We start from the raw sequence: 20213 nt of genomic DNA, 5'->3' as shown, positions 1-20213 counted from the left end.
ACGTCGCCGGGCAGGCCTCAGCGACTGTCGCGCTTGCCCTGTGCGCGCCGGGTCTGCGAGCCCGCATGCGCATGCAGGGCGATGCCGGCCGCGCTTTCCTTCAGGGGATTGCGGCGCGCGGCTCGCGCGGGGATGTCGAGCGGCGCGGTCTGCTGCGGCGCACCGGCGGCGGCCGCACCCAGCGGCGATTGCGCCGCGGGCGCCTTGGCCGAGCGCGTATCCGACGACCCATGGCCCACGGCCGCCTGCTTGAGCTTCAGCGCCTTCCTGACCGCGGTCTTGAGGCGCACGGGCTTGGCTTTCGTGGCGACGACCTTCTTCGCGACCGCCTTCTTGGCCGGGGCCTTGGGCGCCGTCACGGCCTTCGATCGCGCGGTCTTCTTCGCCGGCGCGACCTTGCCGGCCTCACGTTCGGCACGCCCTTCGAGCAGCGTCAGCCGATCCTCGAAACGCCCGAGCACCTCGGCGAAGACCTCGGCCTTGCGGCCGGTGCGCTCGTTGTCGCCACCGACGGCCGAGCGCTTGCTCGCGGGCGTGCCACGCGTGGCCACGGTCTGGCGTCGGTAGAGGTCCCGGTACTTGTCGCGCAGTGCACGTGCGCGTGTCACCTTCCCGCGCAGGCGCGCCAGGGTCAGGTCCTTGATCGGGGCGGCGCGGCTCTGGTCGAACAGACTCAGCTCGGCTGCGGTGAGCAGGCCGCGGGCTTGGGTCAAGGTGTAGGCCATCGATCGATCTCCTTCTGTCTGATTGCGTGCGATGCCGGGCGACACCGTGGCTTCACCTTAGACGCCATCGCGCGCCAGCGATGTCGGACCAGGCCTTCCATTCCGGCGTGCATGAAAAAAGCCCGGCAGCGCCGGGCTTCGGAGAAAACGCGGATCGCGGCGATCAGTCGCGCAGTTCGGCCGGCACCGTGCCGCCGTTGGCCGCCAGCTTGGTCATGACCTGGCGATGCAGCCAGATGTTCATCTTGGCGCTGTCGCTGGTGTCCTGGCCGTAGCTCAGTTCGGCCGCCAGTTCCTTGCGCGCGGCCAGGCTGCTGTCGAGGCCGAGCAGCTTCATGAGGTCGACGATGGAGGTGCGCCAGTTGAGGCTGGCGGCGCCGGGCATCGCGTCGAGCACGGCGGCCACGTCGCCCAGCGGGATGGCCGGCGGCGGTGCCGCGACCGCGGGTGCGGGCGCGCCGGCAGCGGCCGGTGCAGGCGCGGGGGCCGGTGCCGGTGCGGCCTGGGCCGACGGGAAGATCTTGGAGAGGATGCTGCCGAAGATGCTCATGGGATTCCTTGGGGGTTGAACGGACCGGTGAAAGCGGGCGCGCGAGGCGCCGCTCCCGCTTCTATCACGCGGGTGCGGCCCCGGCCAGCGCTTCCCCCTGCGATCGCGCGGCGGGATGTGCGGAAGTCCCGCAGGCATGGCAGAACTTCGAGAACGCGCTCTTGCGCGCATCGCAGGTGCCGCAGTGGTCGAACAGGCCGATGCCGCAGTGCGGGCAGAAGTCGATCTCGGCGTTCTTCAAATCGACCGGCCGCTCGCAGCCCGGGCACACGCTCTTGGCCAGCCGGGTCAGCGCGGTGTCGTAGCTGAGTTCCTCGCGGCGCACGATGTCGGGCTGGGCCTCGGCCAGCTTCTGGCGCGCGAGGTAGCGGTTGAGCCCGACGATCGCGTAGCGCCCCACCAGCACGGTGATCACGATGCCCACGATGTAGCGCACATAGCCGCCGTAGCTGGGCAGGTAGGGCACGAGCTCGACGAAGAAGGCGAACAGCGCGAAGAGGATGAAGCCCCAGACGAAGGGCCAGTAGGTGCTCTTGCGCTTCTTCACGAACAGCCAGCCCGCGATCAGCAGCAGCGGCAGGGTCAGCGCGAGCCGGTAGCCGAACACGCGCAGCTCGACGCGGCGGTACTCGGCCTGCAGCCGCTGCTCGGCGTCGTGCTCGAGCACCGCCAGCTTGCGCTGCGCGGCCTCCTGGGCCTGGCGCGCATCGAGCGCCACCTGCTGCTGCGCCTCGACCTTCTGCTGCGCCGCGTCCTCCCTGGCCTTGAGCGCGTCCAGCGCGCGCGTGCGGGCGATGAGCTCGGTGTCCTGGTCGGGCTGCGCGGTGGCGCGGCGCGTGGCGATCCAGTTGCCGAAGGTTTCGCGCGCGCTGCGGCTGCTCTGCGCGGCGGCGCTGCGCTGGAGTTCGGCCTGTTCGAGCGCGCTGGCCGCCTGCTGCTCGATGCGCTCGGCCTCGCGCACACCGTCGCGCAGCGGATCGGCCGCGGCGCGGTCGATGAAGTCGTCGGTCTGCAGCGTGCGCTCGACCCGCGGCAGGTCGTTCACCAGCGTGCCGCCGAGCCCGATCAGGAAGCCGGCGAACACCAGCGCCACGACCCACAGGCCGCGACGGAACCACTTCTCCGACAGACGCAGGGATTTGCTCATTCTTTTTTCCTTCAGGCGATGTGAACAGGTCTCAGAGGGCCAGTGTGACCGGTGCCGCGCCGAGCCCGCTGCGCTGCAGCCAGACGAACACCGAGTCGGCCGTGATGGTCTCGATGCGGTCCGAGAAACGCTTGTCGTTGGGATGGTCGTCGAAGGCCACGTTGGCCTTGCTCACGCGCCCTCCGAGTCGCGTCAGCGGCCCGAGCTGCAACACGCCCGGCTCGTAGCCCTTGAACTGCAGCCAGGCCTGGGCCTGCGCGCGGGTGCGGATGGTGCCGGGCTCCATCGCGGCGGCCAGCGTCTCCAGCGCCCACTGGTTGGACTGCTGGTACTTCTGCGCCCAGGCATAGCTCACGATGCTGTAGGCCGGGGTGTGCAGCCGCACCAGGCTGTCGCTCGGGGCTTCCAGCAGCGCCAGCAGCTGTGCCTGTACGGCCGGCGTCGGCACCGACCACGCGGCCCGGTAGCGCCAGGGATCGTCGAGGAAGAACTCGCCCAGGCCCTGGCGGTACACGCCGGCGACGGCGGTGCCGCACTGGTTGAGCTTGTGCGCCACGCGCCAGGGGCCGGCCTCGGTCTTGTAGGCCAGGCCCATGTGCGACCACTGCAGGCCGTAGCGCGTGAGGTCCTGGCCGGCACGGGCCAGCAGCACGACGCGTGCGCCGCTCGCGTCCAGCGCCTGCGAGGTGCGCTCGGCCAGCTGCATGCCCTGCATCACGTTCTCCGGCGTCGGCCGGGCCTGTTCGCAGGAGCGCCCCGCATGCGCCTGCATGGGGAAGAGGAAGGCCCCGGCCAGGCACACCACCAGCGCCAGCACCAGGACGCGCAGCGCGATCCGCAGCTTGCGCTGCCAGCGCGGCACCCGGGCTTCGCCGTCAAGGCCGTAGAGATCGGACATCTGCGAATTCACACCAGCCTCTCGTTGTGCAGCAGCGCGCGGCCGATGGCGTTGGGCACGAAGGCCAGCACCTCGCCCGCGGCCGAGAGCACCACACCCGAAGCGATCACGCTGACCGTCACCGCCGTGCCGACCACCATCGACGCCCCGCCCACCGCCCGGCCCGCCACCCGGACGCTGGCGCGCGCGCCGTCGGAAGCCCGCGCCAGCACGTAGGTGATGCCGTCGACCGAGGCCTCGACCGCGACCACCGTGAGCACCGAGCCGCCGACCGACAGCGCGGCCGGCAGTGCGACCGATGCGCCGACCGCGCCGCCGGCGGCCGAGGCCGCGCCCACCACCGAGGCCACGGGCATCAGGGACAGTGCCGCCGAGGTTTCGCTCTGCGCATGCACCGACAGGGGAGCGAGCAGCGACACGGCGATCGCACCGGCGCTCATCCAGCTCAGGACCCGTTGTTTGTTCATGAGTGACTTTCGAAAAGAAAGAGGAAGGAAAAGGAGCCCGAATGATGGCCGGGCACCGCCCATGGAGGGGCGAATCTATGCACCGGTTCCCCGCCAGGAGGCCGGGAGTACCGATATTCGATACTTTTCGTGAAAAATCGCCGGCTCAGAGCGCCTGGAGATCGCTGCGCGTGAAGGGCCGCTCGATGCCCGCCAGCCGGACGGCCATGGTTTCGAGCAGGCCCTGCGTCGGCGCGGGCTTGCCGGGTGTCTGCAGCACCAGCGGCAGCAGCAGCCCGACCAGCCAGGCCGCCCAGGGCAGGCGCGGCGGCGCGCGATGACGCGCCAGCCACAGGAAGCCGAGGCTGACCGCCATGCCCAGCAGCAGGCCCGCGACCACCTCCGACACCGAGTGCGCATGCAGGGCCAGCCGCGACACGCCGATGGCCGCGCCCAGCGCCCAGCCCGCGCCCACCGCGAGCCGACGGACAAGCGGCGAGCCGCGCGCGCAAGCCAGCCACAGCAGCACCGACCACACGCTGGTGCCGATCGCCGTGTGGCCGCTGAAGCCGGTGAAGTCCCAACGCGCGCTGCCGATGCCCCAGCCCAGGAAGGCCAGCTTGCTCAGCAGGATCAGTGCGCTGCCGGCGCCGAAGGCCAGGCACCACGCGAACGCGGCACCGCGCCCGGCGCGCGAGAGCCACAGCCCCAGCGCGAGCAGCAGGGCCAGCGGCAGCATCAGCGCGCTGTCGCCCAGCCAGGTGAAGGCGTGCCAGGCGTCCGCGGGAACGGTGTCGAGCCCGCCCGCCATCAGGTCGAAAGCAGCCCGCTCACGCGCGACTGGAGCAGTTCGGGCGTGGCGTCCGCCGCCGTCACCACCGTGCCCACGTGCAGACCGACCCGGCTGAACAGGCCGCGGCGGAAGGGCTGCACCATCGCCACGTTCTTGCCCTCGCGCACCTCGACGCGGCTGAAGAAGGAGCCCCAGAGGTTGGTCAGCGCCATCGGGATCACCGGCGGCTCGACGCCTTCGGCGCGCGCACCGGCGAGGATCTTCATGACGCCGCCCTTGAAGGGTTGCAGCGCGCCGTCGCTGGTGATCGCGCCCTCGGGGAAGATGGCCAGCAGGTCGCCCTCGCGCAGCACCTGGATGGCCTGCGCGAACGCGCGTTCGTAGGCGGCCGGGTCGTCCTTCTGCGGCGCGATCGGGATCGCCTTGGCCAGCCGGAACAGCCAGCCCAGCACCGGCACGCGGAAGATCCGGTGGTCCATGATGAAGCGGATCGGCCGCGGGCTGGCCGCCATCAGCAGCACCGCATCGATGAAGCTCACGTGGTTGCACACCAGCACGGCCGGGCCCTCGGTCGGGATGTGCTCGTCGCCTTCGATCCTGAAGCGGTAGACGAAGCGCGACAGCACCCAGGCCACGAAGCGCAGCAGGTACTCGGGCACCAGCAGGAAGATGTAGAAGGCCACCAGCGCGTTGGCGATGCCGGTGAACAGGAAGATCTGCGGGATGGTGAAGCCGGCCCCGAGCAGCGCGCCGGCGATCACCGAGCTGGCGATCATGAACAGCGCGTTGAGGATGTTGTTGGCCGCGATGATGCGGGCGCGGTGCGTGGGCTGGCTGCGCAGCTGGATCAGCGCATACATGGGCACGCTGTAGAGCCCGGCGAACAGCGACAGCAGGCCGAGGTCGGCCATCACGCGCCAGTGCGCCGACTGCGCGAGGAAGGCGCCCAGCCCCATCTCGGGCCCGGCCGGCAGGCCGCGCGAGGCGAAGTACAGGTCGATCGCGAACACGCTCATGCCGATCGCGCCCAGCGGCACCAGCCCGATCTCGACCTGGCGCCGGCTCAGCGTCTCGCACAGCAGCGAGCCGATGCCGATGCCGACCGAGAACACCACCAGCAGCAGCGAGGCGACCTGCTCGTTGCCATGCAGCACCTCCTTGGCGAAGCTGGGGAACTGGCTCAGGAAGACCGCGCCGAAGAACCACATCCACGAGATGCCCAGCAGCGAGCGGAACACCACGATGTTGCCGCGCGCGAGCTTGAGGTTGCGCCAGGTCTCGCTGATGGGGTTCCAGTTGACGACCAGTTGCGGGTCGGTGGCCGGCGCCCTCGGAATGGCCTGCGCGACGCCACGGCCGACCAGCGCCAGCAGCACGCACGCCACGGCCACGCTCGTGTGGCCGATCTGGGGCAGCGCCACCAGCAGGCCGCCCGCCACCTGGCCCAGCAGGATGGCGACGAAGGTGCCCATTTCGACCATGCCGTTGCCGCCGGTGAGCTCGCGCGCCGCCAGCACCTGCGGCAGATAGGCGAACTTGACCGGCCCGAACAGCGTGGAGTGCAGGCCCATGAGGAACACGCAGGCCAGCAGCACCACCGGATCGGCGCGGAAGAAGCCCCAGGCCGCGAGCACCATGATCGCGATCTCGAGGTTCTTCACGAATCGGATGATCGTGGTCTTGTCGTACTTGTCGGTGAGCTGGCCGGCCGTGGCCGAGAACAGCAGGAAGGGCAGGATGAACAGCGCCCCGATCACCAGGCCCGCCATGGCGGGCGGCATCCAGCTGACCTGCAGCTGGTAGGTCACCATCACGGTGAAGGCGAACTTGAACAGGTTGTCGTTGGCCGCGCCCGCGAACTGGGTCCAGAAGAAAGGCGCGAAGCGCCGCTGCTTCAACAAGGCGAACTGGTTGGCGTGGGCGTCGGGGGCCATGGCGGGTGCTGTCATTGGAATGTCCCTGTCGGGCTCCTCAGGCCGTCAAGGCGGCTGCGCGTGGATTGTGCCGCAGGGGCCGGCGGGAAGGCGGTGCGAGGTGTCATGGCGCGAATCTAGGGGCGGCGCCCCGATCCGGCATCGAAAATCGATACGGTCCGCCGATCGCATCCGATCGGTATCGCTTTGCAATACCCTACTGCCCATGAGCACCACCGTCGACCTGGTTCAGGCCCTGAAGAACGAACTCAAGAACGCCCGCATGACCTATGCCGACCTGGCCCGGTCGCTGGGCATGGCGGAGTCCAGCGTCAAGCGCATGCTGGCCAAGTCCGACATGCCGCTGAGCCGGGTCGACGCGATCTGCCGCGCGCTGAAGATGGATTTCGCCGAGCTCGCGCGCCGCGTGGCCGACGCCCAGCCGCTGCTGCGCGAACTCACGCTCGAGCAGGAAAAGGCCGTTGTGCGCGACAAGAAGCTGATCCTGGTCGCGATCAGCGTGCTGAGCCAGTGGACGCTGGAGCAGATCGTCGGCGCCTACCGCCTGAGCGAGGCCGAGTGCATCGCCTGCTTCGCCCAGCTCGACCGCATCGGCATCATCGAGCTGCGGCCGCTCAACCGCTACCGGCTCAAGCTGGCCAAGACCTTCCGCTGGCGCCCGCACGGGCCGGTGATGAACTTCTTCCGCGACAACGTGGTGCTCGACTATTACAGCGGCGGCTTCGACGGGCCGGCCGAGGGGCTGCTGCTGGTGCACGGCTCGATCAGCCGGGCGCTGGCGCCCTCCTTCCTCGAACGGCTGCAACGCGTGGCGCAGGATTTCGCGCAGCAGCACCAGACCGACCAGAAACTCTCACCCGACGACCGAGAGGGCTACACGCTGCTGCTGGGCATGCGCAACTGGGAATTCGAGGCCTTTACCCGGCTTCGCCGCCACTGAACAGGGGCTGTGGCGCCGATGCCGCATATTTCGGCGCATATTCGGTGAATATCGATTACACGTTTATCTAGTTTGTCAAGACGGGTAAACTCCTATTTCTGCAGAAAAGAGGGTTTTCGGACCCCACCGCACGCGCAAACTCCCATGAACGCCGAGGTGAACCGCCCTGCCGGTTCGACGACTGCCTCATTTCGATTCGCCGTCTGAAGAGCCATCGCCCCGTGCGATGCACCGAAGGAGCAAACCCGTTGCAAGGCGCAGCGGGCGAATCTCTCAGGTACCCAGGACAGAGGGAGCGGCAACCTGAACCTCGGACCCGGCCCGCACGCCCTATCTGCCGCGTGCGCCGGTCCGCCGTTTGTGCCTTCCCACAAGGAACCGGACCATGCGCGTGATCGTTCTGGGCGGCGGTCTTCTCGGCGTCGCCTCGGCTTACTACCTCCAGCAGCTGGGCCACGAGGTCACGGTGATCGACCGCCATGCGGCGCCCGCCGCCAAGGCCCGGGGCATGGCGAGCGCGCCCTCGCGCCCGCCGCTGGCGCCCCCGCCCGCGCGCAGCCTCTGCCGCACCGCGATCGACGGACTGCGCCGCCGGCTGCACCGCGTGTCCGGCTACCTGACCGGCGTGCGCCACCGGCCGGCCGCGCGCCTGGAGCACATGGTCCGCCTGGCCACCTACAGCCGGGAAACGGTGCACGAACTGCGCAAGGAGGCCGGCGTCTCGCAGGACCTGCGCAGCGCCGGATGGATGCGCGTCTACACCGATGCCAAGGCCTTCGAGGCCTTCACGCACAGCGTGCGCCGGCTGCAGGCGCTGGGCTGCTCGCTGCAGCTGCTGTCGCCCGAACAGGCCATCGGCATCGAACCCTCGCTGCAGCACCTGCACGGCCATCTCGCCGGCGCCGCCTTCACGCCCGAGGACACCTCGCGCGACCCCGCGGCCTTCGCGGCCAGCCTGGCCTTCATGTGCCGCGCCGCCGGCGTGCGCTTCCTGATGAACCACTCGGTGGTCCAGCTGCATGCGCGCGACGGCCGCATCGACCACGTCGAACTGGCCAATGCCGACGGCGAGCGCAGCCTGCTGCGCGCCGATGCCTATGTGCTGGCCCTGGGCACCGGCAGCGTGCCGCACGCGCAGGCATTGGGCATCGCGATGCCACTGCGCCGGATGCGCGAGTACAGCATCGTGCTGCCGATCCAGGACATGGCGGGGGCGCCGCAGGTGATGCTCAACGACCGCCACGAGCGCCTGCGCATCCGGCGCATCGAGACGCCGGAGGGCGAGCGCCTGCGCGTGTGCTGCACGGTGCGCCTGGCCACCGATGCGCAGGACCTGCCCGACTCGACGCATTTCGCCCGCATGCTGGCGCGGGTCGAGACCCTGCTGCCGGGCGTGGTCGACCCGTCGCGGGCCGAGTTCTCCAGCACGCTGCACGCGCGCAGCGCCAGCGGCATGCCGCTGATCGGCCGCACGCCGGTGCGCAACCTGTTCCTCAATACCGCGCCGGGCGCGCAGGGCTGGGTCAACGCCTGCGGCGCGGGCAAGTCGATCGCGCGCATCGTGAGCGGGCTCTCGCCCGAGGTCGAATTCGCCTTCGCCAAGGGCTGAAGAAGCCCGTCGGCGGGCTCAGTCGGTGACGAACACCGTCAGCACGCCGGTGTAGCCGTACACGTGGTGGCGGGCGATCTCGCCGGCGGCGAAGAAGCCGGTCAGCGGCACGTCGCCCAGCGCGTGGCGCACGATCTGCATCTCGGCGCCCGGCGCGCCGAAATGCGCGCCGCCGCGCCCCGAACAGCTCACGTACACCGCACCCGCGATGCGGCGCGCCGGATGCGGCGCGGCCTCGGCCTCGCCGGCCGCGACGGCACGGGCCGTGGCCAGCGTCTGCTCCTCGGGCTCGAGCTCCTCGCGGATCTCGGCGCAGATGCGCATCAGGTCGGCGCGCGCGGCCTGGGGGCTGCGCCGGCAGAAGCTCATGCGCATGCCGGCCTCGGCCGTGTCGGCGATCGCGATGCCGCGGCGCGTCGGGTCGAGGCCGATGATGTGACGCACCAGCACGTCGGCGCCCAGGTCGCCGGTGCGGCGGATGCCGTCGCTGCCGGCGTCGACCAGCCCCACCAGCGTGGCGCGCACCACCTCGATCGCTTCCTGCGGCGCGTCGAGCGAGATCTGCAGGTCGGCCAGCAGCACGTCGAGCGCGGGCTCGCCGTCCAACTGCAGCAGCAGGTTGCCGTCGGCCTCGGTGATCTCGCGCTCGCGCGACACCGGCTCGCAGCCCTGTGTGACGCGCGACACCAGCCGCACGCCCTCGCCGAACACCACGCCGGACATGCCGCCCGAGAACACGCCGCGCGCCGCGCCGTGGCCGCGGATGTTGCCGTTGCCGCCCAGCGCGAACTGCAGCGCGCCGCGGCGCCCCGAGGACAGGCCGCCGAACAGGTAGCCGGTGTCGGTGCGCCCGGCCATCTCGCCGACCAGTTCGGCCAGCTCCGGCGTGCCCGGGTCGGCATGCACCAGCGCCGTGTGCGCCTCGAAGCCGCTCATCTCGGAGCTGCCCAGCGGCGCCACGCCGGAGAACACGCGGTACTGGTCGCTAGGCAGCGCGCACAGCATCACGCTCAGCGCCGGCTCGTCGAAGTACTCGGCGTTGTTGGCCGCGACACCGAAGCCCACGGTGCCCGACCAGTCGGTGATCTCGGGCAGTTCGGCGCCGAGGTGGTCGAGGATCTCCTGCGCCTCGGCCGCGTAGTGGTCGGTGATGTAGAGCAGGCCCAGCGTGGGGGCGGCGGCGTAGTCGGGCAGCGCCATCTGCGCGCGCAGCTGCGCGAGCGCGAGGCCTGCCGCCATCCGCCATTGCGGATGGGTGGCGTGGCCGGTGGGGAAAAGCTTCATGCGCGCGGTCCGGGGTCCTGGTGGGAGAAAAAAGAAAAGGGCTCAGCCGCGCGCGCGCCGAGGCGCGGCCGCGGCGGGAGGCTTGGCGGCCGCCGCCTTGCGCGGGGCGGTCTTGCGAGCGGGCTTCTTGCTGGCGGCCGGCTTGGCCTTGGAGGGCGGTGCCGGCGTCGCGCCCGGCATCTTGGCGTGGGCCGCCTCCTGCATCGCGGTGCTGGCGATCTGCTGGAACTGCTGGGTCAGCGCGTTCCACCACTGCAGCGGATCGACCACGCCCGGTGCCGCGGCCGCTTTCTCGCCAGAGGCCTCGGCGGCGGGTGCGGGCGCCGGTTCAGGCGCAGGCGCAGGGGACGGCGACGCGACGGGCGCCTCGGCCGGTGCCGCCGCCGGCCGGGTGAAGACCTTGGCCAGGTCTTCCATCTGCACGTTCATGCCCCGCAGCGTCGACAAGGTCATCTTCTGCACCTCGAGCGCCTGGATGGTGGCCTTCAGCGCATGGCCGTTCTGCTCGAGCCAGTACTGCACCGTCTTGAGTTCCTGGATGCGCTTCTCGAGTTCCTCGACGCTGAGCGTGGGCGCCACCCAGTTGGACAGGCTGGGCATGCCGGTGGCGGCAGCGCCGCCGGTGGCCGTGTTGCCGGCCAGGCCCTTGAGGAAATCGAAGCCGGGAACGAACTGGCTGAAGGCAAAAGGGGAATTCGCGTCGCTCATGGCTGTCTCCGGCAGTGGTGGGCACCAGCTTACCCCAGGGCGCTGGCGCGCGGCGCGCCCGCTCAGTGGCGGTGGGCCGGTGCCGCGGCCCCGGCGGCGGCGCCCGGGGCGACGCTGCGCACCGGCACGTTCAACGCCAGCGAGCTCTTGGCGCCCTTGGCGTCCTCGAACTGCAACGTGATCGGCAGGGTCGCGTCCTTGACGATGGGCTGCTTCAGGTCCATCAGCATCAGGTGGTAGCCACCCGGCTTGAGTTCGACCGTGCGGTGCGCGGGCAGCTCGACGCCGGACACGCCGCGCATGCGCATGGTGTCGCCCTCCATCTTCATCTCATGGACTTCGGCCACCCCGGCGGCCGGCGTGCTCGCGCCGACCAGCTTGAGGCCTTCGTGCGCCGTGAGCTTCATGAAAGCGCCGGTGCCGCTCTGGCCGGGCACGGCCGCGCGGACCCAGGCGTCCTGCACGTCGACCGGCGCGGCCGTCTGGGCCCAGGCCGACGCACAGGCGAAGAGCGCCATGCAGGCGGCGGCGCGGCGAAAGGTGGTGTTGAAAGTCATGCGGGAACTCCTTGGAGACAGGAAAACGTCAGGGATCGAAGGGCGGCGGCGGCCTGCGGCGCAGGGCCTGCCATGTCTCGCGCGGCGAGACAGGCACAGGGATCAGGCGCGAAGCGGCGGCCCGCGGGCCGGCAGCGGCGCGGCGGCGAGCGCCACGCGTGTGGCTTCGACCGATCGCGACAAGCGCCCACGCGGCAGCGGCGCCGTAGCCAGCGCCTCGGAAGCAGCGTGCGGCGGCGCCCCGCCCGGCAGGCACAGCGGGCAGTCGAGGTGGCCCGCGCCAAGCTCCTGCACGCCGTCGGCCGTGTGCACCACCATCTTCACGGCACCGGTGCTGGCGCACACCAGTTCCAGCGCCTGCGGCTGCAGCAGCGGAGATGCCGCGGCCACGCCCAGCGACAGCACGAAACTCCAGAGCACGAGGCCGCCCAGCGCGCCGAGACGGCGGAAGCAGAGGAGGTGGCGCAGGAGGACGGGCATGGGAGCGGCGATTATGGCGCCGGCACCTGCCGCGTCACCCGGAAGCCCCGGGCCGCCAGCAGGGCCGGCAGGCCCTTGGGCCCCACCATGTGCAGCGCCCCGACCGCGGCGAAAACGCCGCGCCCCTGGCCATGCAGGCGCGCGATGCCCTCGGCCAAGCCGGGGTTGCGATCGTCCAGCAGGCGCTGCAGCGCGCGCTCGTCGGTCGCCGTCTTCACGCAATCGCACCATCGGCGGTAGTCGGACAGCTTCTGCCAGTCGCTGGAAGCCCAGACGGTGGCCAGTTCGGCGCCGAGCGTGCGCGCCTGGCCGGACTCGAGCTCGTCGAGGGTCTCGTCGACCTGCGCACCCTCCTCGGCCTCGCTGTCGCCGGCCAGGGCCTTCAATTGCATCTGCGCATCCTCGAGCGCGACGATCGGCCTGGCGTGGCGGCGCGCGTAGGCGCCGAGGAAGTGCTCGCTGCCCCATTCCGCGAAGATTCCGTCGTGGCGCACCGCCAGCCCGGCCAGCGTGGTGGCCTGCAGGATCGGCCGCAGGCGCGCCAGCGCATCGGCCGGCAGGCAGGCGATCGCGATCTGGCGCTCGAGCCGGCGCCGGCGATCGGGCGTGAGGATGCGGGCCACGGCGGCGGCGTCGAGCGGCGCGGTGAACACCGCCAGCGTGGCCGGGTCCGACAGGTCCAGTTCCAGCGCGATCACCTCGCTCCGGCGCAGCGCCGCGCCCACCTTCTCGCCCGGAGGCATCCAGGCCGGCTTGCCCACGTGCATGGTGCCGTAGAGCCAAGAGCTGTGGCCGTCTTTCTCGAGGCGCCACAGGAAGCCCCGGTCCTGGGCCTGCGCTGGGGTGTCCTGCACCGCCTCCGATGCCGGCGCGGGCACAGGCACGCAGACGGCAGGCGCCTCGGCCGCCAGCGCCGCGCCCGCCATGCCCAGGGCCAGCCAGGCCGCCGCCATGCGCCGCCACAGCCGCGCCGCGCCTGCGCATCGAAACGATTGGAAATGGCGCTGCAGGCGCATGGTCTTCCCCGGGGGCCGAAGTATGGATTTGGTTACAAGGCGGCTATGCTGACCGCATGCAGAGCATATTTCACCTCGCCTTCCACGTTCGCGACCTCGACGGCGCGCGCCGCTTCTACGGCGACGTGCTCGGCTGTGCCGAAGGCCGCAGCACCGAGACCTGGGTCGACTTCGACTTCTTCGGCCACCAGCTTTCGCTGCACCTGGGCGAGCCCTTCGCCACCACGCGCACCGGCCGCGTGGGCGATGCGATGGTGCCGATGCCGCACTTCGGCATCGTGCTCGAGCTGCCCGACTGGCGCGCGCTGGCCCAGCGCCTCGAGGCCGCCGGCACCGACTTCGTGCTCGCGCCGCAGGTGCGCTTCGAAGGCCAGCCCGGCGAACAATGGACCATGTTCTTCTGCGATCCCTTCGGCAATCCGATCGAGGTCAAGGGCTTCCGCTCCCTGGCCGCGCTCTACGACAAATAGCCGTGGCACCCGCCCCCCTCATTCGCGAGCTCAACCCGCCGGGGCTGGAGAAATGAACGCATGAACCCACGCACGCACCTGGCCTGGATGTCGGTCCTGATGGGACTGGCGGGCGCCGCGCATGCGGTGCAGGACTGCGAGCTCAACGGTGCCCCGGTCAACCCCGCGAACGGCTACACCACGCAGGGCAAGACCGGCCTGATGCGCTGCAAGGACCGCGACAGCGGCGAGCTGCAGCGCGAACAGGAACTGCGCAACGGCGTCTTCATGGGCATCGTGCGCTACTACGACAAGGGCAAGCTGGCCAAGGAGCAGAGCGTCAACGCCAAGGGCAACCTGCACGGACGCGCGCGCGAGCTCTACCCCGACGGCCAGGTGCTGCGCGAAGCGACCTACGACGACGGCCACGAGCTCGGCCTGGTGCGCAGCTTCCACCCCAACGGCCAGCTGCGCCGGCTGGCCTTCTACGCCGACCCCGGCGGCGAGCGCGCGGCGGCCGAGTTCACGCCCGGCGGCCAGCTCTCGGCGCTGCGCTGCGCCGACCGGCCGGTGCTGGCGCCGGCCTTCGACGACGCGCGCCAGTGCGGCTTCGTCGGGCCCCAGCCCTCGCAGGTCGAACTGTTCGACGGCAAGGGCGGCCTGCGCGCCAAGCTGTCCTTCACGACCGGCAAGCGGGTGCGCAGCGAACGCCTCTACGACAACGGCAAGCCCGAGTCGCTGGACGAGCTCTCGGGCAACCAGCGCACCGAACAGCGCTTCTCGTCCGAGGGCGTGAAGCGCTACGAACTGGTGTCGCTGATCGCCGAGCGCAGCGTGCTGAAGCAGCGCGAGAGCGAGTACTCCGAGCGGGGCACGCTGGTGCGCGAACAGCGCTGGACACCGGCCGGCCTGCCCGCGAGCGACGACAGCTACTACCTCAACGGCCAGCCGCGCAGCAAGACCGCCTACAGCGGCGACGGCCTGGCGCGCGTGGCCGACATCAGCGAGTTCCATGACAACGGGCAGCGCGCCGCGCAGGGCCGCTTCAGCGCGCCGGCACCGCGCGGGCGGCTGCTCGCGATCGGCCTGCACCGGCGCTTCGACCTGCAGGGCCGGCTGATCAGCGAGTCCAACTACGACGACAAGGGGCGGGTCACGCGCGAGCGCACCTGGGACGCCAACGGCCTGCCCGACCGCGACGACGAGGTCTTCGAGGACGGGTCGCGCAAGGCCAACGCGAAGTAGCGCCGGCCCTTGGGTCGACTCAATCCAGCTTGACGCCCGCGGCCTGGATCACCGGGCCCCAGCGCCTGGCTTCCGCGCGCGCCAGGCCGAAGAACTGCTCGGGCGTGCCGGGCATCGCTTCCATGCCGATGTCGGCGAAACGCTTCTGCACCGCGGCCGTGGTGAAGGCCTTGTTGAGGTCGCCGTTGAGCTTGCTCACCACGTTGGCCGGCAGGCCGGCCGGACCCAGCAGGCCCTGGAAGGCGAACACCTCGCTGTCGCGCACGCCCACCTCGGCCAGCGTCGGCACCTCGGGCAGCAGCTTGCTGCGCGCGCCCGAGCCGATGGCCAGCACGCGCACCTTGTGGCTCTGCATGATGGTCAGGCCCGAGGCCAGGTCGAGGAACATGCACGGCACCTGGCCGCCCATCACGTCGGCCATGGCCGGCGCCGCGCCGCGGTACGGGATGTGCGTGATGAAAGTGCCGGTGCGGTTCTTGAACAGCTCCATCGCCAGGTGGTGCGGCGAGCCGTTGCCCGGCGACGCGTAGTTCACCTTGCCGGGGTTGGCCTTCACGTAGGCCAGGAATTCCTTGAAGTTCTTGGCCGGGAAATCGGGATGCACCACCAGCGCCAGCGGGAACTTGCCGATCGCGCCGATGTAGCTGAAGTCCTTCTGCGGGTTGAAGGGCAGCTTGCCGAACAGGTGCTCGTTGAAGGCCAGCACCGCGTTGTCGGCCGACAGGATGGTGTAGCCGTCGGGCTTGCTCTTGGCCACCAGGTCGGCGCCGATGTTGGTGGCGGCGCCGGGACGGTTGTCGATCACGATCTGCTGGCCCAGCGTCTGGCGCATGGCTTCGGCCAGCGTGCGCGCGATCACGTCGGTGCCGCCGCCCGCCGGGTAGGGCACGACCCACTTGATGAGCTGTTCGGGATAGGCCGACTGCGCGCGGGCAAAAGGCGCGGCCGCGACGGCGGCGCCCGATGCGAGCGTGGCCAGGAGGGTACGACGGTCCATGGATTCAATCTCCGTTTGTGGTTGTGAGGGCAGACAGGGATGGTACGGGCAGGTCCTGCAGCGCGTGCGCCAGCGCTTCGCTGCAGCGCGCCTCGTCGCCGACCTGCTCGAACAGCAGCAGCGCGAGCCGCGCGAGGAACAGCGACTCGCGCTCGGGTCCGGCTTCGGTGATGGCGCGCGCGCAGGCGGCGTAGAGGCGGTCGCGGGCTTCGGGAGGCAAGGGGGTGCTCATGGCTGGCTTTCTGTTTTGGTGGCGCAGAGGGCGCGGCGCAAGGCGGCCACGAGCGCACCGCGGGGCACGCGGCGCCAGCGCGCGGCGACATGGCCGTCGGGACGCAGCAGGTAGGCCGCGCCCTGCTCGGCGCCCAGCTCGGCGAACAATGCGCCGTCGTTCGCGATGCGCCGGACCTGCAGGCTGCGCACCGCCTGCTGCGCATCCCCGAGCTCGGCCTCGTCCACGGGTTCGGCCATGCCCTCGGGCGCCAGCACCAGCAGCATGAAGGCCGCCGCGTTCACGTCCACGAAGCCCGGCATCACCTGGCCTGGCAACGGCCCCGCGGGCCAGGCATCGCCCTCGCTCGACAGCGCCGACGCCGCATAGCGCACCGCCTCGGTCTGGCGCGGGTTCACCAGCTGCGCGATGTCGCGGTGCGCGCCGGCCAGCGACAGCGCGGCCTCGCGCATCAGGTCGAAGCCGCGCGAGGGCGGCGACATGAATTCGGTGCTGCGCATCGCGTTCTCGGCGTTGATGTGGAAGGCCTCGATGCGCTCCTGCGAGTAGCTGCCGAGCAGTGCTTCGCCGCCGATGCCGTCGACCACCGCGGCCAGTTTCCAGGCCAGGTTGTCGGCATCGTCGAAGCCCGAGTTGAGCCCGCGCACGCCGAAGATCGGCATCGCATGGGCCGCGTTGCCCGCGAAGAGGATGCGGCCATGGCGGTAGCCGGCCAGCGTCATCGCGCCCGCGCGGTAGACCGAGGACCACACGGTCTGCCACGGCAGATGGCCTTCGCCGATGGCGTCGAGGTGGCGCTGCACGAACGCGCGGATCGCCTCGGGCGTCATCGCGTCCTCGGTGCGCTGGCCGGCGCGCAGTTGGTAGTCGATGCGCCAGATGTCGTCGGGCTGGCGATGCATCAGCACGGTCGCGCCGCGGTGCCACGGCGGGTCGAACCAGGCGCGACGCTCGGTCGGGTAGCTGCTCGGCAGCTCGATGTCGATGATCACGTAGCGGCCTTCGTAGGCCGCGCCTTCCAGCGACAGGCCGAGCGTCTTGCGCACGAAGCTCTGGCCGCCGTCGCAGGCCGCGAGCCAGCGGCCCTGCAGCGTGTAGGCCGCGTCGCGGTTGCGCACCGCGAGCCTCACGCCCTCGGCGTCCTGCGCGAGCGCCGTCACCTCGGTGGCCCAGCGGATGTCGATCAGCCCGGGCTGCTGTGCATTGCGCCGATGGATCGCGTCGAGCAGGCTCTGCTCGATGTCGTACTGCGCGAGGTTGACCATGGGCGGCAGCGGCTGCCGCGGGTCCTGCGGCATCTCGAAGCGGAACACCTCGTCAGTCTTGTAGAAGCTGCGCCCCACCGACCACGGCAGGCCCTTGGCCAGGAAGCCCGGCAGCGCGCCCAGCCGTTCCATGATCTGCAGGCTGCGGCGCGACACGCAGATCGCGCGGCTGCCCACGCACACCGTGTCGTCGGCCTCGATCAGCACGCTGCGCACGCCATGGTTGGCCAGCCCGAGCGCCAGCGCCATGCCGACCGGGCCGCCGCCCGCGATCAGCACCGGGTGCACGCCGGGCTCGCGGCCGTCTTCGAGCGCCGGCGTGCGCGGCGCGTAGCGCGTGTAGTGGAAGCTGCCGACCGAGGGCGGCAGCGCGCCCTCGTCCGCGCGCGGTGGCAGCGGGCCACCAGCGGCATCGCCGGGACGCGCGGAAGGAACGACAGGGGTTGCGGTGTTCATGCGACGGGATTCTCCCGATGGCAGGACCGGCGCAGTGTCATAACCTTGTAGGAGGTGATTACCCTAGGGGCACGCTTCTCGACTCGCAATGAAACGCTGGCGCATTCCTCCCTCCGACCTGCCGATCGCGCCCGCCGTGATCGGCGAGGTGCTCGCGGGCATCGGCACGCCGCAGCTCGCCACCCACTGCCTGGCGGCGATGCAGCGCGTGCTGCCCGCCACCTTCTGCACCGTGTTCGCGGTCGGCGCCGCGGGCGCGCTGGAGGCCGTGTCGGCGGCCAGCAGCTACGGCAACACCGCCGAGCGCACGGCCGCGCGCTACATCGCCGAGCGCTTCGACCGGCTCGATCCGCACATGGTGTGGCTGGCGGCCCGCGCGCGGCCGAAGCAGGCGCAGCGCTGGATCGGCCACCACCTCGGCGACGAGATCGAAGATTTGGCCTACCGCGCCGCCTGCTACGGCGACGTGGGCATCCGCGAGCGTGCGTCGGTGCTGTTGCTGCTGCCCACGGGCCAGCGCGCGGCCGTGAGCTTCTACCGCAGCCTCGCCCAGCCGGCATTCGATGCCGGCGACTTCGCGCAGCTCGAGGCGCACGCCGCGCTGCTGGCCGACGCGACCGCCGCCCACGGCCGCAGCGCCGTGGTCGCCCGCGAAACCGCCGACCCCGCGCTCGCGCCGCGCCTGCTCGCGCTGAGCCAGCGCGAACGCGAGGTGATCGGGCACCTGCTGGCCGGCCGCACGGCCAAGGCCACGGCACGCGAGATGGGCATCGCGCTCACGACCGTGCGCACCCACCAGTACCGCGCGTTCCGGCGGCTGGGGATCGGGTCGTTGAAGGAGCTGCTGCGCGGCGGTGGCGCCGCCGCCTGAAAACGCTCAACCCTCCGCCGCCGCCTGGCTGCGCGCCAGCGCCTGCGCCTTGAGCGCCTCCGCCGCCGCCCGCTCACGCGCGCCCGGCGCCACCACTTCCTGGTCGATCGCACCGAACAGCGTGCGACCGTCCGGGCCCTTCATCTCGATGCGGATGGTGTCGCCGTAGTACATGAATTCGGTGCTGGGCTGGCCGTCTTGAATGGTCTCGATGCAGCGCTTCTCGGCGATGCAGGAATAGCCCTTGGGCCAGTCCATGCCACCGCCCTTGCGCTCCACGCCCTTGTTGCTCACGGTGCCGCTGCCGACGATGCTGCCGGCGCGCACGTTGCGGGTCTTGGCGATGTGGGCGATCAGCTGGCCGAAGTGGAAGGTCATCTCCTCGCCCGCGTCGCACAGGCCGACCTTGCGGCCGTTCCAGCTGCTTTGCAGCGGCAGGTGCACGCGACCGTCGCGCCAGGCCTCGCCGATCTCGTCGAGGGTCACGGCGACCGGGCTGAAGGCGGTGGCCGGCTTGCTCTGGAAGAAGCCGAAGCCCTTGCCGAGTTCGGCCGGGATCAGGTTGCGCAGGCTCACGTCGTTGACCAGCATCACCAGGCGGATGCCGTCGAGCGCCTGCTCGGGCGACGCGCCCATGCGCACGTCGCCGGTCACGACCGCGATCTCGGCCTCGAAGTCGATGCCCATGGCTTCGCTGGGCACCACGATGTCGTCCATGGCGCCGATGAAGTCGTCGCTGCCGCCCTGGTACATCAGCGGGTCGGTGTAGAAGCTCTCGGGCACCTCGGCGTTGCGCGCCTTGCGCACCAGCTCGACGTGGTTGAGGTAGGCCGAGCCGTCGGCCCACTGGTAGGCGCGCGGCAGCGGCGCCATGCACTGGGCCGGGTCGAAGGGGAAGGCATGGCGCGCGCGGCCGTTGTTGAGCTCGTCGTAGAGGTCCTGCAGCTGCGGGCTCAGGAAGCCCCAGTCGTCGAGCACCTGCTGCAGGCGGCTGGCGATGCCGGTGGCGTAGTGGGCGAGCGAGAGATCGCGCGAGACGACGACGAGCTGGCCGTCGCGCGAGCCGTCCTTGAGGGTGGCGAGTTTCATGGTGGCGGCGGGCCCGGATGCGGCCTCGCTACTAAACTGGTGGAACGGCGGCAGTGTACCGAGGTGAACCTCCGGCGCGCCGACCGGTCCATACCTGATGACGCTGATGCCGACGTCCGCCCTCTCCCCCGCCGCCGGCCACCTGCCGGCCGAGCGCACCGCATGGCGCACGCCGCTGGTGGTGAGCGCGGTGGTTGTGGCCGCCCACATGGCGCTGCTGGGCGCCATTCCGCTGGGCAACGCGCCCGATGCGCAGACGCCGGCCGAGCGCTTCATCACCCGCACGATCGTGATCACGCCGCCGCCCGTGGTGGAGGCGCCGAAGCCCGTCCCGGCCCCTGCTCCGCCGCCCGCAGCACCCCGGCCCAAGCCGGTGAAGCCACGTCCGGCGCCCGCACCGGCACCCGTGCCGCAGGCGATCACGGCGGCGCCTGAACCCGGGCCGGAGACGACCGCTGCCCCGGCCCCGCCCGGCAACGCAAGCCCGGCGGGTGAAACGAGCGCGGCCACGACGGCCAGTGC

21 protein-coding genes, 1 pseudogene and 1 riboswitch are annotated in these 20213 nt (G+C 71.0%); of the genes and pseudogenes, 6 read left to right on the top strand and 16 right to left on the bottom strand.

Annotation, left to right across the window (positions count from 1 at the left end):
- Positions 1-17: 17 nt before the first annotated feature.
- From A9977_RS29075 to A9977_RS29045, 7 genes are all read right to left on the bottom strand, one after another.
- The gene (locus A9977_RS29075) at positions 18-725 is read right to left on the bottom strand and encodes a hypothetical protein (RefSeq protein ID WP_183028291.1); all 708 of its coding nucleotides are present in this window, start codon (positions 723-725) and stop codon (positions 18-20) included.
- A 163-nt stretch (positions 726-888) separates the two neighbouring features.
- Positions 889-1275 (bottom strand): DUF3597 domain-containing protein, encoded by a 387-nt coding sequence (locus tag A9977_RS29070; protein WP_183028290.1) that lies wholly within the window; start codon positions 1273-1275, stop codon positions 889-891.
- A gap of 64 nt (positions 1276-1339) precedes the next feature.
- On the bottom strand, positions 1340-2422 hold the full coding sequence (locus A9977_RS29065) for a zinc ribbon domain-containing protein (RefSeq protein WP_183028289.1): 1083 nt from the start codon (positions 2420-2422) through the stop codon (positions 1340-1342).
- A 31-nt stretch (positions 2423-2453) separates the two neighbouring features.
- Positions 2454-3194: a DUF2145 domain-containing protein gene (locus A9977_RS29060; RefSeq protein ID WP_183028377.1), complete on the bottom strand. Its 741-nt coding sequence runs from the start codon at positions 3192-3194 to the stop codon at positions 2454-2456.
- A gap of 134 nt (positions 3195-3328) precedes the next feature.
- Positions 3329-3787 carry a hypothetical protein gene (locus A9977_RS29055; RefSeq protein WP_183028288.1) on the bottom strand — a complete coding sequence of 153 codons (459 nt, stop codon included), beginning with the start codon at positions 3785-3787 and terminating at the stop codon, positions 3329-3331.
- A gap of 145 nt (positions 3788-3932) precedes the next feature.
- The gene (locus tag A9977_RS29050; RefSeq protein ID WP_183028287.1) at positions 3933-4577 is read right to left on the bottom strand and encodes a phosphatase PAP2 family protein; all 645 of its coding nucleotides are present in this window, start codon (positions 4575-4577) and stop codon (positions 3933-3935) included.
- Positions 4577-6508 (bottom strand): MFS transporter, encoded by a 1932-nt coding sequence (locus A9977_RS29045; protein ID WP_183028286.1) that lies wholly within the window; start codon positions 6506-6508, stop codon positions 4577-4579. Before A9977_RS29045 ends, A9977_RS29050 begins: the two co-directional genes overlap by 1 nt.
- Before the next feature lie 190 nt (positions 6509-6698).
- Here A9977_RS29045 and A9977_RS29040 point away from each other — a divergent pair, with 190 nt between their 5' ends.
- On the top strand, positions 6699-7433 hold the full coding sequence (locus A9977_RS29040) for a helix-turn-helix transcriptional regulator (protein WP_183028285.1): 735 nt from the start codon (positions 6699-6701) through the stop codon (positions 7431-7433).
- Positions 7434-7626: 193 nt separating this feature from the next.
- Positions 7627-7733: riboswitch (glycine riboswitch) on the top strand.
- 85 nt (positions 7734-7818) lie between these two features.
- Positions 7819-9042, top strand: a complete 1224-nt coding sequence (locus A9977_RS29035; RefSeq protein ID WP_183028284.1) for an FAD-dependent oxidoreductase — start codon at positions 7819-7821, stop codon at positions 9040-9042.
- A gap of 18 nt (positions 9043-9060) precedes the next feature.
- On the opposite strand, the gene A9977_RS29030 is transcribed toward A9977_RS29035, so the two are convergent.
- The 5 genes from A9977_RS29030 to A9977_RS29010 form a co-directional block, all read right to left on the bottom strand.
- On the bottom strand, positions 9061-10326 hold the full coding sequence (locus A9977_RS29030) for an FIST N-terminal domain-containing protein (RefSeq protein WP_183028283.1): 1266 nt from the start codon (positions 10324-10326) through the stop codon (positions 9061-9063).
- Positions 10327-10368: 42 nt separating this feature from the next.
- Positions 10369-11034, bottom strand: coding sequence for a PhaM family polyhydroxyalkanoate granule multifunctional regulatory protein (locus tag A9977_RS29025; RefSeq protein WP_183028282.1), 666 nt, complete (start codon positions 11032-11034; stop codon positions 10369-10371).
- Positions 11035-11096: 62 nt separating this feature from the next.
- Complete coding sequence (locus tag A9977_RS29020) at positions 11097-11591, bottom strand: copper chaperone PCu(A)C (RefSeq protein WP_183028281.1); 495 nt, start codon at positions 11589-11591, stop codon at positions 11097-11099.
- Positions 11592-11693: 102 nt separating this feature from the next.
- A complete protein-coding gene (locus tag A9977_RS29015) occupies positions 11694-12071 on the bottom strand; it encodes a hypothetical protein (protein WP_183028280.1) in 378 nt (125 codons plus the stop codon).
- A gap of 11 nt (positions 12072-12082) precedes the next feature.
- Positions 12083-13087, bottom strand: coding sequence for a TraB/GumN family protein (locus A9977_RS29010; protein ID WP_183028279.1), 1005 nt, complete (start codon positions 13085-13087; stop codon positions 12083-12085).
- Positions 13088-13143: 56 nt separating this feature from the next.
- Here A9977_RS29010 and A9977_RS29005 point away from each other — a divergent pair, with 56 nt between their 5' ends.
- Together A9977_RS29005 and A9977_RS29000 are read left to right on the top strand one after the other, a co-directional pair.
- Positions 13144-13557, top strand: coding sequence for a VOC family protein (locus tag A9977_RS29005; protein ID WP_183028278.1), 414 nt, complete (start codon positions 13144-13146; stop codon positions 13555-13557).
- Positions 13558-13617: 60 nt separating this feature from the next.
- Positions 13618-14781, top strand: a complete 1164-nt coding sequence (locus tag A9977_RS29000) for a toxin-antitoxin system YwqK family antitoxin (protein WP_183028277.1) — start codon at positions 13618-13620, stop codon at positions 14779-14781.
- A 19-nt stretch (positions 14782-14800) separates the two neighbouring features.
- Here the strand turns inward: A9977_RS29000 and A9977_RS28995 are convergent, their stop codons facing one another.
- The 3 genes from A9977_RS28995 to A9977_RS28985 are packed head-to-tail and all read right to left on the bottom strand — an operon-like array spanning position 14801 to position 17731.
- Positions 14801-15778, bottom strand: coding sequence for a tripartite tricarboxylate transporter substrate binding protein (locus A9977_RS28995; RefSeq protein ID WP_183028276.1), 978 nt, complete (start codon positions 15776-15778; stop codon positions 14801-14803).
- Between the two features lie 4 nt (positions 15779-15782).
- Positions 15783-16010: a hypothetical protein gene (locus A9977_RS28990; RefSeq protein ID WP_183028275.1), complete on the bottom strand. Its 228-nt coding sequence runs from the start codon at positions 16008-16010 to the stop codon at positions 15783-15785.
- Entirely contained in the window at positions 16007-17731 is a 1725-nt protein-coding gene (locus tag A9977_RS28985; RefSeq protein WP_183028274.1) for an FAD-dependent monooxygenase, read from the bottom strand. The genes A9977_RS28990 and A9977_RS28985 overlap by 4 nt, the downstream gene beginning before the upstream one ends.
- Before the next feature lie 88 nt (positions 17732-17819).
- Here A9977_RS28985 and A9977_RS28980 point away from each other — a divergent pair, with 88 nt between their 5' ends.
- A complete protein-coding gene (locus tag A9977_RS28980; RefSeq protein ID WP_183028273.1) occupies positions 17820-18602 on the top strand; it encodes a helix-turn-helix transcriptional regulator in 783 nt (260 codons plus the stop codon).
- Positions 18603-18608: 6 nt separating this feature from the next.
- Here the strand turns inward: A9977_RS28980 and A9977_RS28975 are convergent, their stop codons facing one another.
- Positions 18609-19691 (bottom strand): fumarylacetoacetate hydrolase family protein, encoded by a 1083-nt coding sequence (locus tag A9977_RS28975; protein ID WP_259652207.1) that lies wholly within the window; start codon positions 19689-19691, stop codon positions 18609-18611.
- 106 nt (positions 19692-19797) lie between these two features.
- On the opposite strand from A9977_RS28975, the pseudogene A9977_RS28970 reads away from it, so the two are divergent.
- A pseudogene (locus A9977_RS28970) lies at positions 19798-20213 on the top strand (hypothetical protein); the annotation flags it as partial.

The sequence above is a fragment of the Variovorax sp. UMC13 genome (assembly GCF_014170375.1).
Taxonomy (GTDB): domain Bacteria; phylum Pseudomonadota; class Gammaproteobacteria; order Burkholderiales; family Burkholderiaceae_C; genus Variovorax.
Note: the sequence above shows the minus strand (reverse complement) of the source record. Positions and strands in the feature narration are given on the sequence as shown.

Excerpts from the sequence above, each read along its gene's own strand:
- A9977_RS29075 (WP_183028291.1), bottom strand. The coding sequence starts at position 725 with ATGGCCTACACCTTGACCCAAGCCCGCGGCCTGCTCACCGCAGCCGAG.
- A9977_RS29070 (WP_183028290.1), bottom strand. The coding sequence starts at position 1,275 with ATGAGCATCTTCGGCAGCATCCTCTCCAAGATCTTCCCGTCGGCCCAG.
- A9977_RS29065 (WP_183028289.1), bottom strand. The coding sequence starts at position 2,422 with ATGAGCAAATCCCTGCGTCTGTCGGAGAAGTGGTTCCGTCGCGGCCTG.
- A9977_RS29060 (WP_183028377.1), bottom strand. The coding sequence starts at position 3,194 with ATGCAGGCGCATGCGGGGCGCTCCTGCGAACAGGCCCGGCCGACGCCG.
- A9977_RS29055 (WP_183028288.1), bottom strand. The coding sequence starts at position 3,787 with ATGAACAAACAACGGGTCCTGAGCTGGATGAGCGCCGGTGCGATCGCC.
- A9977_RS29050 (WP_183028287.1), bottom strand. The coding sequence starts at position 4,577 with ATGGCGGGCGGGCTCGACACCGTTCCCGCGGACGCCTGGCACGCCTTC.
- A9977_RS29045 (WP_183028286.1), bottom strand. The coding sequence starts at position 6,508 with ATGACAGCACCCGCCATGGCCCCCGACGCCCACGCCAACCAGTTCGCC.
- A9977_RS29040 (WP_183028285.1), top strand. The coding sequence starts at position 6,699 with ATGAGCACCACCGTCGACCTGGTTCAGGCCCTGAAGAACGAACTCAAG.
- A9977_RS29035 (WP_183028284.1), top strand. The coding sequence starts at position 7,819 with ATGCGCGTGATCGTTCTGGGCGGCGGTCTTCTCGGCGTCGCCTCGGCT.
- A9977_RS29030 (WP_183028283.1), bottom strand. The coding sequence starts at position 10,326 with ATGAAGCTTTTCCCCACCGGCCACGCCACCCATCCGCAATGGCGGATG.
- A9977_RS29025 (WP_183028282.1), bottom strand. The coding sequence starts at position 11,034 with ATGAGCGACGCGAATTCCCCTTTTGCCTTCAGCCAGTTCGTTCCCGGC.
- A9977_RS29020 (WP_183028281.1), bottom strand. The coding sequence starts at position 11,591 with ATGACTTTCAACACCACCTTTCGCCGCGCCGCCGCCTGCATGGCGCTC.
- A9977_RS29015 (WP_183028280.1), bottom strand. The coding sequence starts at position 12,071 with ATGCCCGTCCTCCTGCGCCACCTCCTCTGCTTCCGCCGTCTCGGCGCG.
- A9977_RS29010 (WP_183028279.1), bottom strand. The coding sequence starts at position 13,087 with ATGCGCCTGCAGCGCCATTTCCAATCGTTTCGATGCGCAGGCGCGGCG.
- A9977_RS29005 (WP_183028278.1), top strand. The coding sequence starts at position 13,144 with ATGCAGAGCATATTTCACCTCGCCTTCCACGTTCGCGACCTCGACGGC.
- A9977_RS29000 (WP_183028277.1), top strand. The coding sequence starts at position 13,618 with ATGAACCCACGCACGCACCTGGCCTGGATGTCGGTCCTGATGGGACTG.
- A9977_RS28995 (WP_183028276.1), bottom strand. The coding sequence starts at position 15,778 with ATGGACCGTCGTACCCTCCTGGCCACGCTCGCATCGGGCGCCGCCGTC.
- A9977_RS28990 (WP_183028275.1), bottom strand. The coding sequence starts at position 16,010 with ATGAGCACCCCCTTGCCTCCCGAAGCCCGCGACCGCCTCTACGCCGCC.
- A9977_RS28985 (WP_183028274.1), bottom strand. The coding sequence starts at position 17,731 with ATGAACACCGCAACCCCTGTCGTTCCTTCCGCGCGTCCCGGCGATGCC.
- A9977_RS28980 (WP_183028273.1), top strand. The coding sequence starts at position 17,820 with ATGAAACGCTGGCGCATTCCTCCCTCCGACCTGCCGATCGCGCCCGCC.
- A9977_RS28975 (WP_259652207.1), bottom strand. The coding sequence starts at position 19,691 with ATGAAACTCGCCACCCTCAAGGACGGCTCGCGCGACGGCCAGCTCGTC.